The sequence below is a fragment of the Psychroserpens burtonensis DSM 12212 genome (assembly GCF_000425305.1).
Lineage (GTDB): Bacteria > Bacteroidota > Bacteroidia > Flavobacteriales > Flavobacteriaceae > Psychroserpens > Psychroserpens burtonensis.
This window is the reverse complement of sequence record NZ_KE384346.1, coordinates 193,424-209,340: the sequence shown is the minus strand read 5'-3', so window position 1 is coordinate 209,340 and position 15,917 is coordinate 193,424. Positions and strand designations below refer to the sequence as shown.

General features: G+C 32.0%; 18 protein-coding genes. 6 read left to right on the top strand and 12 right to left on the bottom strand.

Annotated elements, in window-relative coordinates; genetic code table 11:
- Positions 1-52: 52 nt before the first annotated feature.
- Positions 53-214 (bottom strand): 50S ribosomal protein L34, encoded by a 162-nt coding sequence (gene rpmH / locus H593_RS0116340; protein ID WP_028873397.1) that lies wholly within the window; start codon positions 212-214, stop codon positions 53-55.
- A 197-nt stretch (positions 215-411) separates the two neighbouring features.
- Here rpmH and H593_RS0116335 point away from each other — a divergent pair, with 197 nt between their 5' ends.
- The 3 genes from H593_RS0116335 (at position 412) to H593_RS0116325 (ending at position 2,690) form a co-directional block, all read left to right on the top strand.
- The gene (locus tag H593_RS0116335; RefSeq protein WP_028873396.1) at positions 412-1,311 is read left to right on the top strand and encodes a DUF6263 family protein; all 900 of its coding nucleotides are present in this window, start codon (positions 412-414) and stop codon (positions 1,309-1,311) included.
- Complete coding sequence (locus H593_RS0116330) at positions 1,301-1,861, top strand: tetratricopeptide repeat protein (protein ID WP_028873395.1); 561 nt, start codon at positions 1,301-1,303, stop codon at positions 1,859-1,861. The genes H593_RS0116335 and H593_RS0116330 overlap by 11 nt, the downstream gene beginning before the upstream one ends.
- A gap of 178 nt (positions 1,862-2,039) precedes the next feature.
- A complete protein-coding gene (locus H593_RS0116325; RefSeq protein WP_028873394.1) occupies positions 2,040-2,690 on the top strand; it encodes a hypothetical protein in 651 nt (216 codons plus the stop codon).
- On the opposite strand, the gene cls is transcribed toward H593_RS0116325, so the two are convergent.
- Genes cls through H593_RS0116310 form a run of 3 tightly spaced genes read right to left on the bottom strand, consistent with a single transcriptional unit; the run spans position 2,691 to position 5,814 of the window.
- Entirely contained in the window at positions 2,691-4,145 is a 1,455-nt protein-coding gene (cls, locus tag H593_RS0116320) for a cardiolipin synthase (RefSeq protein WP_028873393.1), read from the bottom strand.
- Positions 4,146-5,105 carry a lytic transglycosylase domain-containing protein gene (locus tag H593_RS0116315; protein ID WP_028873392.1) on the bottom strand — a complete coding sequence of 320 codons (960 nt, stop codon included), beginning with the start codon at positions 5,103-5,105 and terminating at the stop codon, positions 4,146-4,148.
- A gap of 46 nt (positions 5,106-5,151) precedes the next feature.
- Entirely contained in the window at positions 5,152-5,814 is a 663-nt protein-coding gene (locus tag H593_RS0116310; protein WP_028873391.1) for an alpha/beta hydrolase, read from the bottom strand.
- A 115-nt stretch (positions 5,815-5,929) separates the two neighbouring features.
- Here H593_RS0116310 and H593_RS0116305 point away from each other — a divergent pair, with 115 nt between their 5' ends.
- Positions 5,930-6,226 carry a GNAT family N-acetyltransferase gene (locus H593_RS0116305; RefSeq protein WP_028873390.1) on the top strand — a complete coding sequence of 99 codons (297 nt, stop codon included), beginning with the start codon at positions 5,930-5,932 and terminating at the stop codon, positions 6,224-6,226.
- 55 nt (positions 6,227-6,281) lie between these two features.
- Here the strand turns inward: H593_RS0116305 and H593_RS0116300 are convergent, their stop codons facing one another.
- From H593_RS0116300 to mtaB, 4 genes are all read right to left on the bottom strand, one after another.
- Entirely contained in the window at positions 6,282-6,803 is a 522-nt protein-coding gene (locus H593_RS0116300; RefSeq protein ID WP_028873389.1) for a hypothetical protein, read from the bottom strand.
- Positions 6,804-6,978: 175 nt separating this feature from the next.
- On the bottom strand, positions 6,979-7,485 hold the full coding sequence (locus tag H593_RS0116295; RefSeq protein ID WP_028873388.1) for a hypothetical protein: 507 nt from the start codon (positions 7,483-7,485) through the stop codon (positions 6,979-6,981).
- A 229-nt stretch (positions 7,486-7,714) separates the two neighbouring features.
- Positions 7,715-8,248: a hypothetical protein gene (locus H593_RS0116290; RefSeq protein ID WP_028873387.1), complete on the bottom strand. Its 534-nt coding sequence runs from the start codon at positions 8,246-8,248 to the stop codon at positions 7,715-7,717.
- A 61-nt stretch (positions 8,249-8,309) separates the two neighbouring features.
- Positions 8,310-9,635: a tRNA (N(6)-L-threonylcarbamoyladenosine(37)-C(2))-methylthiotransferase MtaB gene (gene mtaB, locus H593_RS0116285; RefSeq protein ID WP_028873386.1), complete on the bottom strand. Its 1,326-nt coding sequence runs from the start codon at positions 9,633-9,635 to the stop codon at positions 8,310-8,312.
- A 144-nt stretch (positions 9,636-9,779) separates the two neighbouring features.
- On the opposite strand from mtaB, the gene H593_RS20900 reads away from it, so the two are divergent.
- On the top strand, positions 9,780-9,917 hold the full coding sequence (locus tag H593_RS20900; protein WP_157588919.1) for a hypothetical protein: 138 nt from the start codon (positions 9,780-9,782) through the stop codon (positions 9,915-9,917).
- A gap of 563 nt (positions 9,918-10,480) precedes the next feature.
- Here H593_RS20900 and H593_RS0116275 read toward each other — a convergent pair.
- Positions 10,481-11,335, bottom strand: coding sequence for a T9SS type A sorting domain-containing protein (locus H593_RS0116275; RefSeq protein WP_028873385.1), 855 nt, complete (start codon positions 11,333-11,335; stop codon positions 10,481-10,483).
- A 66-nt stretch (positions 11,336-11,401) separates the two neighbouring features.
- On the opposite strand from H593_RS0116275, the gene H593_RS0116270 reads away from it, so the two are divergent.
- Positions 11,402-12,988 carry an ABC transporter substrate-binding protein gene (locus tag H593_RS0116270; protein ID WP_028873384.1) on the top strand — a complete coding sequence of 529 codons (1,587 nt, stop codon included), beginning with the start codon at positions 11,402-11,404 and terminating at the stop codon, positions 12,986-12,988.
- Positions 12,989-12,996: 8 nt separating this feature from the next.
- Here H593_RS0116270 and H593_RS20265 read toward each other — a convergent pair whose 3' ends face one another.
- The 3 genes from H593_RS20265 to H593_RS0116255 are packed head-to-tail and all read right to left on the bottom strand — an operon-like array spanning position 12,997 to position 15,811.
- Positions 12,997-13,680: a lysoplasmalogenase family protein gene (locus H593_RS20265; RefSeq protein WP_028873383.1), complete on the bottom strand. Its 684-nt coding sequence runs from the start codon at positions 13,678-13,680 to the stop codon at positions 12,997-12,999.
- 38 nt (positions 13,681-13,718) lie between these two features.
- On the bottom strand, positions 13,719-14,618 hold the full coding sequence (locus H593_RS19605) for a TolB family protein (RefSeq protein ID WP_169338380.1): 900 nt from the start codon (positions 14,616-14,618) through the stop codon (positions 13,719-13,721).
- Positions 14,619-14,635: 17 nt separating this feature from the next.
- Entirely contained in the window at positions 14,636-15,811 is a 1,176-nt protein-coding gene (locus H593_RS0116255) for a GlmU family protein (RefSeq protein ID WP_028873382.1), read from the bottom strand.
- Positions 15,812-15,917 lie beyond the last annotated feature (106 nt).

Below are 15,917 nucleotides of genomic sequence, written 5' to 3'. Positions count from 1 at the left end.
AAAAGGCCTTACACCTAAGTAACGCCTTTAATATATTAACAATTGTTAATCATTATCTTTTATGTCTAGTTTCAGATGATACAGACAATTTCTTTCTTCCTTTAGCTCTTCTACGTGCTAAAACTTTTCTTCCGTTTACAGAAGCCATTCTTTCCCTAAATCCGTGCTTATTTCTTCTTTTTCTTTTTGACGGTTGAAACGTTCTTTTTGGCATTGTCGTATATTTTTAAAAAACTTAAATTCTTTTTTCTAGTTTTGAACTATTCTCAAAACTGCGTGCAAATATACAAAGAGTTTTTACTTTGCCAAATCTAAATTTAGAATTATTTTCTATTATTTATATCCTCTTATTTCCTAGCTACAAATTGACAAAAAATTAGTTTCTTTGTGAATTGAAAATTTATAATACGAATGAAGGCGGTTTTTACAAAAATTTTAGTTGTTTTTTTTGTCACAATAAGTCTAATAAACGCTCAAAACAACTTAGCCTATAACCTTAAAGTTGGTGATCAATTTAAAGTAAAGCAAGTGGCTAACCAAGACATTGTTCAGGATATGAACGGACAAAAACATATAATGAAAAATTTACTAGAAGGTGATTTTTCATTTGTTGTTGAAGACGTCAACGATAGCTTATATGGATTAAAGTTTAAGTTTGATCGCTTCAAAATGTTGTCATCATCAAATCGTATAGGTGAAATTATGTCTATAAATACAAATGATACGGTTACAGACGACGATATTGAAGGAAAAATTTTCTCACAGTTAGTATCTGTAAATTTAACAATGACAATGTATAAAAATGGTAAAATCAAATCTATTGAAGGATCTGATGAACTAATTTCTAAAATGGTGAATGCTGTTGGAGCTTTAGATGAGCTTACGAAAGAAGTTATGAGAGAGTCCATGAAAGGAGAGTTCAGCAACGAAAGTCTGGCTATGAGCTTTGAGCAAATGACTTATATTTACCCAAATGAAACTATAGCAATTGGAGATACATGGAAAAATAATTTTGAAGGTGAATTATCTTCAAAAAACACATGGACTTTAAACAGCATAACACACGATGGCGTTAACATAACTGGAGAAAGTAGTGTTATCTTCAAAAACACAGATGCGGATGTCGAAATGAATCTCAATGGTGATATGTCATCCAATCTAACAACATCACCAGAAACTGGTTTTGTAAAAACGATGACTACCTCCTCAACAGTTAAGGGCAATTCAATCATGCACAACATGGATGATTTAGAAGTACCCACTACAATTATATCTAACGTTACATATAAAACAGAAAAGCATGTTCAATAAAAATATCAAACTAGTCATCGCTGGATTAATTATAGCATATGCCATTTATCAGTTTACCGAAGGTAATATTGGCAATGGTATTATGTATATCTTAATATCTTTTATTTTCATTTTCTTATACTTTAAGAATGAATTTATTCTACTCGCTTTTTTAAAGCTTAGAAAACAAGATTTTGAAGGTGCTAAAAATTGGTTAAATAAAATCAAAAACCCACCGGGAGCTCTTGTTAAAAAACAAGAAGGTTATTATAATTATCTCCATGGTGTTATGGTTTCTCAATCTAATATGAATGATGCCGAAAGATATTTCAAAAAAGCACTAGACCTTGGTCTTTCTATGGATCATGATGTTGCCATGGCGAAATTAAATCTGGCTGGTATTGCTTTTAGTAAACGAAGAGCTATTGAAGCTAAACAACTTTTAAATGAAGCTCAAAAACTAGACAAACGAGGCATTTTAACAGAGCAGATTAAAATGATGAAAGATGGGATGAAAAAATCTCAAGGACCAAAGCAGCATTACGGTAATCGTAATATGAGAGGACGTTAATACTCATTAACTAGCGTCTTTCATCGATTTATTGTTCAATAGGTATTCCGTTCTCTAGTAAATCTAGTCTTTAAACGAATATTTAAGGTCTAAAGCACTGATATCCCTAAATTTGTAGAAAATAAATTACAAATATTTAGACGTGAAGATATCCATAACCATAATTCTGCTAGTTTGTATGTTTCAAGCTTTTCCTCAAGAGCAAAAAACGTACTTTGATTCTCAAATAGTAAAATATTTGAGAGCCTACAAAGCTAAGTCTGAAATTGCGATACAAAATGGTGATAAGGAAGAAGCTAAATCTCTTTTTGATTCCCTTTTTGAGAATCATTTAAAATTTAGTTACGTTAGAGATATCTCTCTGAATAAAGTTAGAGGAGGCACCTTAAAAACGTCGTCTTTGGACAAACCTTTCCTTTTGATTACCAAATCATCATGGGAACTAATTAAACAAGAAGAAATTAATGAAATTAATAGAATGTCTAAAATGTATAAAGGGCAACTAGATATCATTATTTTATTTTGGGATTCTAAAACAAAAGCAAAAGCGCATTCTAAAGATTATAATTCTAACGTTACTGTAACTTATATAGATGAACGTGATAATAATGCCAACCATATTATCAAACCATTTAAACATTCTTTTGGAGCACCGGCTTGTTTCTTTATTTCCGAAGAAAAACAACTTTTGAAAATTGATAAAAAATTCACTATTCCAAACTCCTACAACAGATCTGAAGTAGCGTTTAGTGCTATACATGAGAAAATTAAATGGATGCTTTTTAATGATAAACCAAATAATACTGACGTCATAACTACGCTACAGTAATTATAGTAATGGAGCCCAAAGTCTACTTAATGACTCTTGAAGTTTACAATATTTAGAGCGTTCCTTCCAATATTCATATTTTAGCGTTTCGCAATCTTCCAAGTCCTCTAAGAATATAGACTTCAATTTTTTGCATTTTTCGTTGTGGTAAATTAGCGCATTAATTTCAAAATTGATATTAAAACTACGGTTATCCATATTACAGGTACCAATCGTACCAAATATATCATCAACAACCATGGTCTTAGCATGTATAAAGCCTCTTTTATATAAATACACCTTCACACCTGCCTCAAGTAAAGGCTCTAAATAGGACGCTGTAGCACGCTGTGCAACCCAAGAATCTGACTCTTTAGGAATAATAAGCCTAACGTCTAAACCGACTCTCGCAGCAATTTGTAATGCGGTTACAATTTGATCATTAGGTATAAAATAAGGTGTAGTGAGATAAATATACTCTTCGGCATTATTAATTGCTGTTAGAATAGCTTCCATTATATTCGCCCAGTCTGTATCTGGACCACTGGCTGCAATTTGAACGGGAATTTCTTGATCACATTCTATCTCTGGAAAATATATTTTCTTAATTTCTATTTCTTCTTCTGTAACAAAGTCCCAAGTAGTCAGAAAGTGAAACTGTAAAACTTTTACCGCTTCGCCATAAATTCTTAAGTGGGTATCTCTCCAATACGTTGAAGAATCTTCATAATTAACATAACTATCAGAAATATTAATCCCACCAACATAACCTATTTCTCCGTCAATAATAGCTATTTTTCTATGGTTTCTATAATTTGATTTTCCTGTAAGACTTGAAAACCAAACTGGCATAAATGCACGATGTTCTATACCACTCTCATTAATCTTACGTTTCATTTTTGAAGAGATACAACTTCCTACATCATCGTAAGTCATTTTAACTTCTAGGCCATCTTTTGCCTTAGCACAGAGTATATCTAAAAATTGTGTCCCTATTTTATCATCTTTTATGACATAGTATTCGATATGAATAAAATTTTTAGCATCCTTTAAATCTTGAAATAAACGTTCAAATTTTATTTTGCCATTAACAAGAATATCAATATCATTTCTAAGCGTTAATGGTGATTTCTCACTAGCCTTTAAAAGTTTGACTAATTTTATTTTTTCATCTAAAACAGCATTTAATTCATCAAAGTCTTGCTCCTTAATCCTGAGATTTTTTCCAACAGATTTTATAACACTTCTATTAGAAATATCCTTCCTATTAAACAGTTTAGTTTTTCTGTACTCTTGACCAAACATGTAGTAGACGAATAAGCCAAAAAAAGGAACAAAAACCAAAACCATTATATAAGATAACGTTTTTGTTGGATCTACATTTTTAAGAAGAATAGTAATAATAGCAGTTAGCGCTAGCAAATAATTGATAACAATTGCAATAACCCATGTATGATTTGTTAAATAATCAAGCATCTATGGTTTAATAGAATAATTACCTTTTTCAGGGATTTCGATTACATATTTTTTTCTTGATGAATTGTTAAGCTTTGGTTCTCTCAACCAAGGATTATGAATCTTTAATATTTTATAATTAATACCGTATCGTTGCGCAAACTTTGTAAAATCTGTCACTGCTGTATCTACCTCTACTTTATATGTTGGGATTGTTTTATATAAATCTTTAGAAGTAAAGTTGAAACCATATTTTTTTGGATGAGTTAAAATCTCTTTTAATGCTACTATTCTAAATAAATAGCGTCCTGTTTCTTCTCCTAACAATAAATCGTAATAAGCATTTACGTCTTGTTCTCTTAAGCGATTTGAAACTCCAGCATTTCCAGCATTGTATGCTGCAGCTGCCAATGTCCAAGAACCTAAATTCTCTTTTGACTTTAATAAGTATTTACAAGCTACCTCAGTTGCCATTTCTAAGTGGTAGCGTTCATCTACATTACTATTAACTTCTAATCCATTTTCACGACCCGTTGCAGGCATAATTTGCCAAACACCTCTTGCGCCAGCCGGAGAGACTGCATTTGTTAATCCACTTTCTATAACAGCTAAGTATTTAAAATCATCTGGTATGCCATTTTTCTTCAGTATTGGCTCAATTATTGGAAAATACTTTTCGGCACGCTTAAACATCAGTAGACCGTTAGATTGCCAATATGTATTCACTAAGAGCTCTCTATCCATACGCTCTAAAATATCTGGATCTTGCAAAGGCATTGCCTCTCCTGCAAAGTTCAAATTATCTGGCACAGACAAAGCATATACATTATAATCGTTAATCATTCTTGTCGTTTCAACAACATCGTTATCTGAGCCTGCTTTGTCAGACTGACCTACTTTATCAGACTGGATTGCAAAAATAAATAGCCCAGAAACACATACTAAACCTATGGCTGCTAAAATATTTTTTATAATTTTCATAATTCTATTTTTTATAAATGTATAAAAATTTGTGTTCGCCTAAGAGTTATTGTAATATTAGTTTTGGTAAATTTTCGTTAAACCATTTGTACTTGTTTATGACCATGATATGAGACCCTCCCTTGATCACAATAACATCTCCAGTGCATGAATTTGGAAATACTGCATCCTTATCTCCATGAATATAAATAGCATCTTTATTAGGCTTCTCTTGATCCCATTCTATGACATTTTCTATAGCCCAATCTAAATATTGCTTATTACTAACCGATAGATATTTTTTATATAATTCAATACGTTTAATAATTGTTTCTCCAAAAGCGTATTTTGCTAAAACATCTATATTAGACACCAATTGAGTTGGTAATATTTTATACGCTTTAGTATATTTCATCACTTTCATTCGCTTTGGTAATTCATGCATTGATTTTACACTTGAGACTACGAACAGTTTTTTTAAAACTAAATATTTACTCATTTCTTGAACTAAGATTCCACCAAAAGAAACACCTAATAACACCACATTATCATGCTCAATATTTAAAATCATTCGCTTTGCATAAGATTCAAGAGTTTCCTTTTTATCAGGAATCATCCACTCCAACCAATGGATCTTAAATTGATCTTCTGGCAATTTAATATGTTCAAATATGATAGGATTGGCAGCCAGTCCTGGCATGAGATACACATGTATAATTTCTTGTTGCATAAGCCTATAAATTAACGACAACTCATATCTATGATATTTTTCGTAAATTTGCATTACAAAACTATACAAAAGTATAGTTCTACCCTACCAACCATTGAATTAAATATAAATTATTATGATTGATGCTGCTGAATTAACAGACAATGACTTCTTACGACAGTTTGAAATTAAAGTAGACGGTGGACTTGCTAAAATTGAATACTCCCTTCAAGACCGAAAAATCTTTTTAACAAAGCTAATTATTCCAGATACTGTGACTGATGAGGCTTTTGAAGAAGAGTTTCTCACTTTAGTTTTTGAAAACATTGCAGAACGCAATATTAGTGTAGTCCCTACAAGTCCTGAAATTGCAAAATTTATAAGGAGACACAGAAAATACAAAAAAATGCTTCCTGTAGGGATTAGAATATAAGTCATAAAAAAAACCGAAACTTTTAAGTTTCGGTTTTTTTATCTATTTGAATTATCTATTGTCTAGCATAGACTAAGGTAATATCTTCTGCAGTGGACAAACCATTTTCGTCTGCAACATCGATTTCTCCTTCTAGCACAAAAGACAACGCATTACCACTTACTGTGCCTTGAAGTAGATCGCCTTTATCATTAAAAATTATAGTATTTCCGTTCTTAGTATACGTCAAAGAAAAACTATAAATATCTTCTTCACAATCCACTAAAAATGTAAACTCATCTGTTGTACCTACAACCAATCCAATTTCAAGATCAATAAAAGATGTGTTATTTGAAACTACAGTGTTATTAGATCCAAAAACTAAAGTTTCATTCTCTAAACAATCAACCTCATCTAACAAATTAACACTAGCATTACCATCGTTATTTAGATCATAAGCTGTTGACGAATTGAAAGCTGTTAACTTCCAAGTACCAGAAAGCATGTCATTAGAACCTGAATTATCATCGTCACTAGTACATGATGTTAAAAACAATAATACTATAGTAATTAAGGATGCAATTAATAATTTTCTCATTTTATTTTTTAAGAGGGTTTTTTAAAAATCATGCAAATCTAATTGAAGATTTAAACTACACAAATTTTATTTTAGTTCTTCAGAAATAAAACGTTGTAAGGCTATTTTTTGACGGTGAAATAAAATTTCCGAAGTAAATAAGATCTGTAATTATATGACTCTATAAGTCATTTAACTATAATTTAGTATAAGTTAAAACTAAATCTTTTGTTTCAATAATTTGAGAAAAATCTACGTTATAGATTTTAATATCTTCAACTAACACGATGTTAAACGAATCATTAATTACTGTAAATTCTTTATCATTAAATTGAAATGTATTACTATTGATTTGACTGAAGCTAGTAGCAAAACTAATAATACCCTCTGAGCATTCAATATTAAAAGTGTACGTGTTATCTACTTCTGATTTAGATATTTGTAGAGTAGGATTGTATGTTTCATTTGAAGATACAACTCCAGTAGTTTCAAACTTTAAAACTTCGTTATCATCACAATCAATCTCATTTAGTAAGTTCAGATTACTCCATCCATCCTTATTAATATCATGTGCAGTTCCAATACTGTAATTTATTAATTTCCATTCACCAATGACTTGTGATTGGTTCTCAACTTCTTCTTTAGCACATGAGTTTAGCAATACCAAGCAGATTGTAAGTATGAGAGACACTTTTTGAAACATAATAGAATATTGATTTGGAATTTAAAAGTAGTTGAAATTCTATTTGTATTTAAATAAATTAGATGAAATTGACATATATCTCGATAACTTAACAATTTGGTTAAACGTAAGTAACTGAAAGACTTTAAACATTTCAGAATAAAAAATAAAAGAAGTTCTTTTTAAATGTATTGATATAAAAAAATCCGAAGATATAATCTTCGGATTTTAGAATTATAAATTTTATAAACTACTGTTTGGTATAGGTAAATGTCAAATCTTCCTCCAACACCACTTCAAAATCTTCATCAACGATCTCATATCCTTCAGGAATAACAAAATTAAATGTATTTCCACTAACTGTACCTACAACAGTAAACATGTCTTCATCAACAATAGTTACTGTATTTCCGCTTACAGTATAAGTCATTGCATAAATATCTTCTTCAATAAAACAATTGATACTGTATGTGAATTCATCTGTAGTTCCAACGACAAGTTCTGCTTCAACTTCTAAAAAAGAGTTAGAAATTATACTACCAATACCACTAGCACCAAAAACGAGACTATCATCCAAGTAACAATCAGACTCTACTAAAAGGTCGTTTGAAGAATTACCATCATTGTTAATATCAAGACTAGACTGAGTGAGTAAAGAAGTTAATTTCCATGTACCCGCAACATCTGCATTTGTGTTCCCATTTCCTCCATCGTCATCACTAGAACAAGCTGTTGTTAAAACTAATCCTGTTAAAACAAATAGGCTAAGAAATAATTTTTTCATAATAAATTGAGTTTTGTTATTAAGCCACAAATATAAAATAAGAAATATACTATGCAAAAATCTATCTCACTAATTCGCTAACAAACTCAAACCGCACCAAGCCATCATCATCAATGTCGGTGAGTTCAACTGTTTGAAGGGTATTCACTAATTCTGGATTCCAAGGTGATTTCACTTTTACATAATTTTCTGTAAAACCTTGAATATAACCTTCCTTGTTTTCACCTTCAAAAAGTACTGTTCTCGAGCTTCCTATTTGACTCTCATAAAATGCACGTCTCTTTTTTACCGAAAGTCCTCTCAACATCTTACTGCGTTTAGCTCTTACCTTTTTAGACACGACACCTTCAAGAGAAGCCGCAACAGTATGATCTCGTTCTGAATATGTAAACACATGCAAATATGAGATCTCTAATTCATTAAGGAAGTTATACGTTTCTAAAAATAAGTCGTCTGTTTCTCCTGGAAAACCTACTATGACATCTACACCAATACAAGCATGAGGCATCACCTCTTTAATCCTTGAGACTCGTTCTACATACAATTCTTTCATGTAGCGACGACGCATTAGTTTTAGGATTTCATTATTTCCACTTTGCAGAGGGATATGAAAATGAGGCACAAACGCTTTACTTTTTGAAACAAACTCTATCGTTTCATTTTTAAGTAAATTAGGCTCAATTGATGAAATTCTTAAACGTTCTATACCTTCAACTTTATCTAGAGCTTTAACCAGTTCATAAAATGTGTGCCCGTGTTTTTTATTACCAAATTCGCCCTTACCATAATCACCAATATTAACGCCTGTGAGTACGATTTCCTTAATATTTTTTGCTGAAATCGCTCTCGCATTCTCAAGGACATTCTCCAAGGTATCGCTTCTAGAAACACCTCTAGCTAAAGGGATTGTGCAATATGTGCATTTATAATCACAACCGTCTTGTACTTTTAAAAAAGCACGTGTACGATCTCCAATCGAATAACTACCAACATAAAAATTAGCATCTTCTATTTCACAACTATGCACTTCTCCCATATCATTTTTTGAGAGGTCATTAAGATAGTCTGTAATTTTAAATTTTTCTGTTGCACCAAGAACTAAATCGACACCATCAACATCTGCCAGTTCTTGTGGTTTTAATTGTGCGTAGCAACCCACTGCTGCTACAAAGGCTTCTGGATTGACCTTTTGCGCTTGTTTTACAATCGATTTAAAACGTTTATCTGCATTCTCAGTGACAGAGCATGTATTGATTACATAAATATCTGCTTTCTCTTTAAAGTCTACACGTTCAAAACCTTCCGAAGAAAAATCTCGTGCAATCGTAGAGGTTTCAGAAAAGTTGAGCTTGCAACCCAACGTGTAAAATGCAACTTTTTTATCCATTAAATCAATTTAGAGTTTCTATGGCACAGAAATCTATTTATATTTACTTGTTTCTAACTTAGAGTGGGTAAACTTACGCATTACTTAAAGATTTCACAATCTATTGGCCTTCTCTGCGTTTAAAAATCAATAATTTATAGATTTATGACCCAAGCAGAAGCTAGACTAAAAGAAGTTATTTCTTTTCTAAAAAACAAAGATATCGTACTTGGATATCGCAAACTCATGGATTATGTGATTGATACTCAAGATTTGGATTTGTATCGAGAGGTTATTACTTAGTACTATTACAGTTGGAGTGCTGGCATTAATAATTTCTCTAATTTCTGCATTAATATTCTTCATTGTAGGAGGGAAAGATGATATAGCCGTGTACGCTATCACCTACTTCACACTAGCGTTAGCTACTCTCATTATATAGATACCGATTTTCTTCTATAAGCGTATCAAAAAATTGATCGTCGCTATTTGCCTAAACATTTCAATCATTGGATTTTCGTTTTATATCTTCGGAATTATAGGTACAATTACAATGCATCAAAAAGATGCTTGTCGAGAGGATTTAAAATATTATAACAACGATTACAACTGTAACACATTGATAGATCTTTTTGAATTTGGATGGAGTTGGATATTACTCTTCTTCTCGATAATTTTCATCTTCTTCTACACTAAAATCACTAAAAATTGGAAGGTTTTACCTGAAAGTAAATAAAACAAAACCTGTAAAACTGTGTATACCCTGTTATTTGTAAATCAATTATAAAACCTCTAAACTGTGATATAAAAAAAGTGTGCTTTAATACATAAAGCACACTTTTAAAAATATTTTAATGCAAGGTGTTTTAGCTCTTAGTAATACGTTTAGAAATCGTACCATCATTGGTAGAGATTCTTAAAATATAAATTCCAGCTTGTAATTGAGACACATCCAGACGGTCTTTATTACTAGATTTTAAAACTAACTTACCCGTAATATCATATAGTTCTGTAGTAAAATCAGATATTGAAGCAGGAAAGTTGATAGAAATATAATTCGTAGCTGGATTAGGCGCTACAGAAATTGCATCTAAAGTAAAAGAATCAACACTCAATGTGCTTCCAACAATATTCATTACATATTGGTTAGCTGCCTGGCCTATATCTGCTGTAGGTGTAGGTGTAGCAAAACCACAACCAACACTTACCAAGTAACTTATGCCATTTTCACCAGCAGTATTATATCCCGGGAAATAAGTTTCTCCAACATTAGTACCTCCATCAGCTGCTGAAACTTCTAAGGCTACTATTGAACCAGCAGGAATAGTTGCAGTTAAGGGTACAGAAATCAAAGTTAAATCGTCTATAGCAGCAGATACGTGCGTTGCAGTACCTATTAATGTTAATGTTGCAGTAGTTAAATCTTCTGAAGTTGCTGTATAAAGGTTCACAGTAATCAATTTACTATCATCTGCAGCACCTTGACCATACTCAACAGAGGTTACACCAAAATCTTCTGTAATACCAAACACACTCATTGTGTAGGATCTTAAAAAAGCATTATCACGGTACTCTCCTGTTCCTGTTGGTGGGGCACTCCAACAAGCAACACCACTTTCTGTTACACTAACAGGATCCACCGACTGTGAGATTACAACTTGCGCCTGAATAGACACAGTAAATAAAACAGTCAATAAAATTAAAACGTAGTTTTTTTTCATAATTTTAAATTTTTTTAGATTAATTAATAGAACTTAAAGGTATAAAAATCATTTTTAATTATCCGTATGAAATTTAAAGTCTTTTTATTTGCTCTCATTATTTCTAGTTGTTCCCAACAAAAAGAGACTTATAACGATGTTTTTAGATATAATGAGCACAAAAATATAGGCTCACTTGATCCTGCGTTTGCAAAAGACAATTCAGACATTTGGGCCATTAATCAATTATTTAATGGGTTGGTTCAAATGGATGAAAATCTAAATGTACAACCTTGTATTGCTAAGAATTGGACGATCTCAGAAGATGCTCTCACCTATTCTTTTTCATTGAGACAAGATGTTAATTTTCATAAACATAGGCTCTTCGGAAAGGACTCAACACGAACAGTGAAAGCGAGTGATTTTGAATACAGTCTCAATCGTCTGCTGGATAAAACAATAGCATCTCCAGGACGTTGGACACTTAGTAAAGTGGAGGCTTTTAAAGCTCTCAATGATAGCTTATTACAAATCAAACTAAAACAACCGTTTCCTGCATTTCTAGGGTTATTGACCATGAAATATTGCTCGGTTGTACCCAAAGAAATTGTAGATCATTATCAAAGTGATTTTAGATCTCATCCTATTGGTACTGGACCATTTAAATTTAAACGATGGGAAGAAAACTTAAAGCTTGTTTTCCGAAGAAATAACAACTATTTTGAAACGGATAACTTAGGTAGCGCATTACCCTATCTTGAAGCTGTAGCCATTACTTTTTTACCAGATAAGCAAAGTGAGTTTTTACAATTTGCCCAAGGCAATATTGATTTTGTATCTGGATTAGATGCATCATACAAAGACGAAATTCTAACTGCAACAGGACAACTTCGTGAACAGTATACTAAGGATGTTAATATGATTAGAGGTCCTTACCTTAACACAGAGTATTTGGCATTTTTTATGGATTCTAAAGTATCAGAAATGCAGTCAAAACTATTACGACAAGCCATTAATTATGGGTTTGATAAGCAAAAAATGATGACTTATTTGCGAAATGGTATTGGAATTCCAGCTTATGGAGGTTTTATCCCAAAGGGGCTTCCAGGTCACAATGAATCTATAGGTTTTACATTTCAACCTGACAAAGCAAAACAATTAGTGCAACAATTTAAAACAGAAACTGGGATTTCAAATCCTGAAATTACGATAACGACAACAAGCAACTATTTGAGTTTTTGTGAATACATTCAACGCGAACTTCAAAAAATTGGGATTACTGTAAATGTAGATGTGATTCCTGCTGCGACTCTAAAAGATGCGAAAGCTAACGGTAAATTAGATATGTTTAGAGCGAGTTGGGTAGCCGATTATCCTGATGCTGAAAATTATTTATCACTATATTCAAGTAAGAACTTCGCACCAAATGGTCCTAATTACACACATTTTAAAAGTGATCAATTTGATGCTTGGTACCAAGAAGCATTTACGATCACAGATACCAAAAAACGTGAAGCACTCTATACTAAAATGGATAGTTTAGTAATGTCATCTGCACCTGTCGTCCCCTTGTTTTACGATGAAGTTGTGCGATTCACACGAAAAAGCGTAAATGGTTTAGGTATTAATCCTATCAATTTATTGGATTTAAAACGTGTTAAGAAAGAGCAATAGCTATCAACTCACAATGCTTTTTTTTCATTTACAACACCGATTACAATAAGATACTGAGCAATTGAATATAAAAGCATCGTTAAGACATCTTGGTTATCAAACGTTTTATAAAACACACTCAATACTGCAGATGTATGAGACATTAAAAGAAATACCATACCTATAATAACCACGTAATAACTGTTCTTTGTGACTGCACTCTTTCTTAATAATGCAAATTGAATTGTTAAAAGTGTTACAAATAAAAAGATAAAAATAGGGATCAGCAAATCACCTAAATTATCTAGAGTAAGCTGTAAAATCACAAACATATAAATAAGATACAGAGCCAATATCGGTAAGAGCCTAATGAAATCAAAATCTCGATTATTAGCAAATCTTAAAATATAAAAAATATTACCTAGTATAAAAAAAACACTGACCAGAATAAGCATAATAGCCTCATTTCTAAACAACACTGCGATATTAGCGAATAAGAACCACGAAAGAGCGATAACCATAAAAGTAAACTTCCAAGGTCGAGCCGATTTATCATTATAGATATAAAAAACTATTAATAATAATGCCATAACTGGCATTGTAACTAGTCGCCAAAGCTCATTACGACCCCAAACAATTAAAAATAAATCTAATAGAAGTAAACTGAAATAAACTAAAGAAAATTTTAAAGTGCTGTTAAAAAAACGCTTCATTAACGTTGTGAATTTAAATAGTTAATTAAAAACACAAATTATTCTAATACAAAATAATAAATATCATCATCACCTTTACCTTTTGGACGTCTAGACGAGAAGTAGCCTTTAGTTCCATCCTCATTTATGATATAGCAAAAATCATCGCTTCTGCTATTAATTGGTTGTTGTAAATTTTTTGGTTCTTCAGTTTCTGGATCAGCATTAAGATCATAACTATAAATATCTAATCCGCCAACTCCTCCAACACGATCTGAAGAAAAGTAAAGGATATTATCTTTGCTCACAAAAGGAAACATATCCTTCCTAGGAGAATTAATTTTTTTACCTAAATTTTCTACCTTACCGTACTCGCCGTTTCCTAAAATTTTTACTTTAAATAAATCAGTTTGACCATGAGCTCCATCTGCATTTGAAGTAAAATACATTGTAGAACCATCAGGACTTAAAGTGGCATGACCATAGTTGTAATTAGGTTTACAAAACGGTAATGGTTCAAAATTAGTCCAACCGCGTCCTTCTATATATTCTCCTCTTTGGATATTTAAATTAATTGATTTTAATTTTCTTTTATAGGATTTACCACGCTTCATGAAATTCGTAGTAATATACATGTATTTGCCATCATTACTAAAACCTGCACTAGAGGTATTAAACACAAATTTTTCAGACTTATTAAACTGCTCTGGATTGATGATTTCTCCATCGTCTGTCATTTCAGCTTCAAACATGGTAAAAATCAATCGCTTGTCTTGATCCCGTCTTGCTTTATTTCTGTTATCGAGCATATAAGACGTATAATAAACCTTGTTTCCTTTGTAGAATATAACTCCGTATTGACTTTTATCGTCGTTAATCTCTAAATTTTTAATCGTATAGGTTTGGGAAAACCCGAAATTTAGTGTCAATACTAAAATGATACTGCAAATAAACTTCATATTTTTAATATTTAAGATTAACTTTTTCTCCATTTTTTTGTCTCTTCAAAGACGTGTTCTAAAATGCTTTTATCTACTTCAGTAAAGTCTATACTTCTACGCTTCATAACGACTTCGGCTACTTCAAACGCTTTTTTAGTCAAATATGTTGTAAAGCCTGAATGCCCTCCCCACGAAAAACTTGGAATGAAATTTCTAGGAAATCCGCTTCCGAAGATATTAGTACTAACTCCAACAACTGTGCCTGTATTAAACATCGTATTTATACCACACTTACTGTGATCTCCCATAATAAGGCCGCAAAATTGTAAGCCTGTTTTTGCAAAACCTTCGGTCTCGTAATCCCAAAGTCTTACTTCTGCATAATTATTTTTTAAATTAGAATTATTAGTATCTGCACCCAGGTTACACCATTCTCCTATAACCGAATTCCCTAAAAACCCATCATGACCTTTATTAGAATAACCAAAAATAACAGAGTTATTTACCTCACCTCCAACTTTACTATGAGGCCCAATAGTCGTTGGTCCATATATTTTAGCTCCCAATTTCACAGTCGCATGCTCGCAAAGAGCAAAAGGACCTCTAATTAAGCTCCCTTCCATCACCTCTGCATCTTTTCCAATATAAATGGGACCAGAGCTAGCATTTAAGGTTACAAATTCTAGTTTTGCGCCTTCTTCTATAAAGATATGTTCTGCTCCAAGAACATTACAAGAATTAGGGATGGGTTGAGATTGCCTGCCTTCTGTAAGCAAATCAAAATCGGCTTGTATAGCGTCTCCATTAGTCACAAAAATATCCCAAGAATGTTCTATTTTTAATATCGTCTCGTTATAAGCAATGGCTTCATAGTTTTCAAGATTGATATTGTTCTGAGGGTCTGTTGTATAAAAGGCAATCATATCTTCTCCTGAAAACACAGCTTGATTCTCTTTTAATACTTTAATACTTTCAACTAATTTCTTATTAGGCAAGACAGATGCATTAATCATTACATTTTCATCCATCGCCACCATAGGATACTTTTCAGATAAATAGTCTTCTGTAATAGTCGTAATGGTGCCACCTAAATGCATCTCCCATTTTTCTCTAATAGTAAGAATGCCTACTCTAAGATCTGCAACGGGTCTTGTAAATGTAAAGGGCAACAGATTGTTACGTGATGGACCATCAAAAAGAATGTAATTCATATCAAAGGTTGAAGTTATAATTAGAAGCTAAATACAATTATTCAACTTTTAATTTGGATTATATATCAAAAGTAAATTAATTATAGAAAACAAAAAAGCCTTCGAG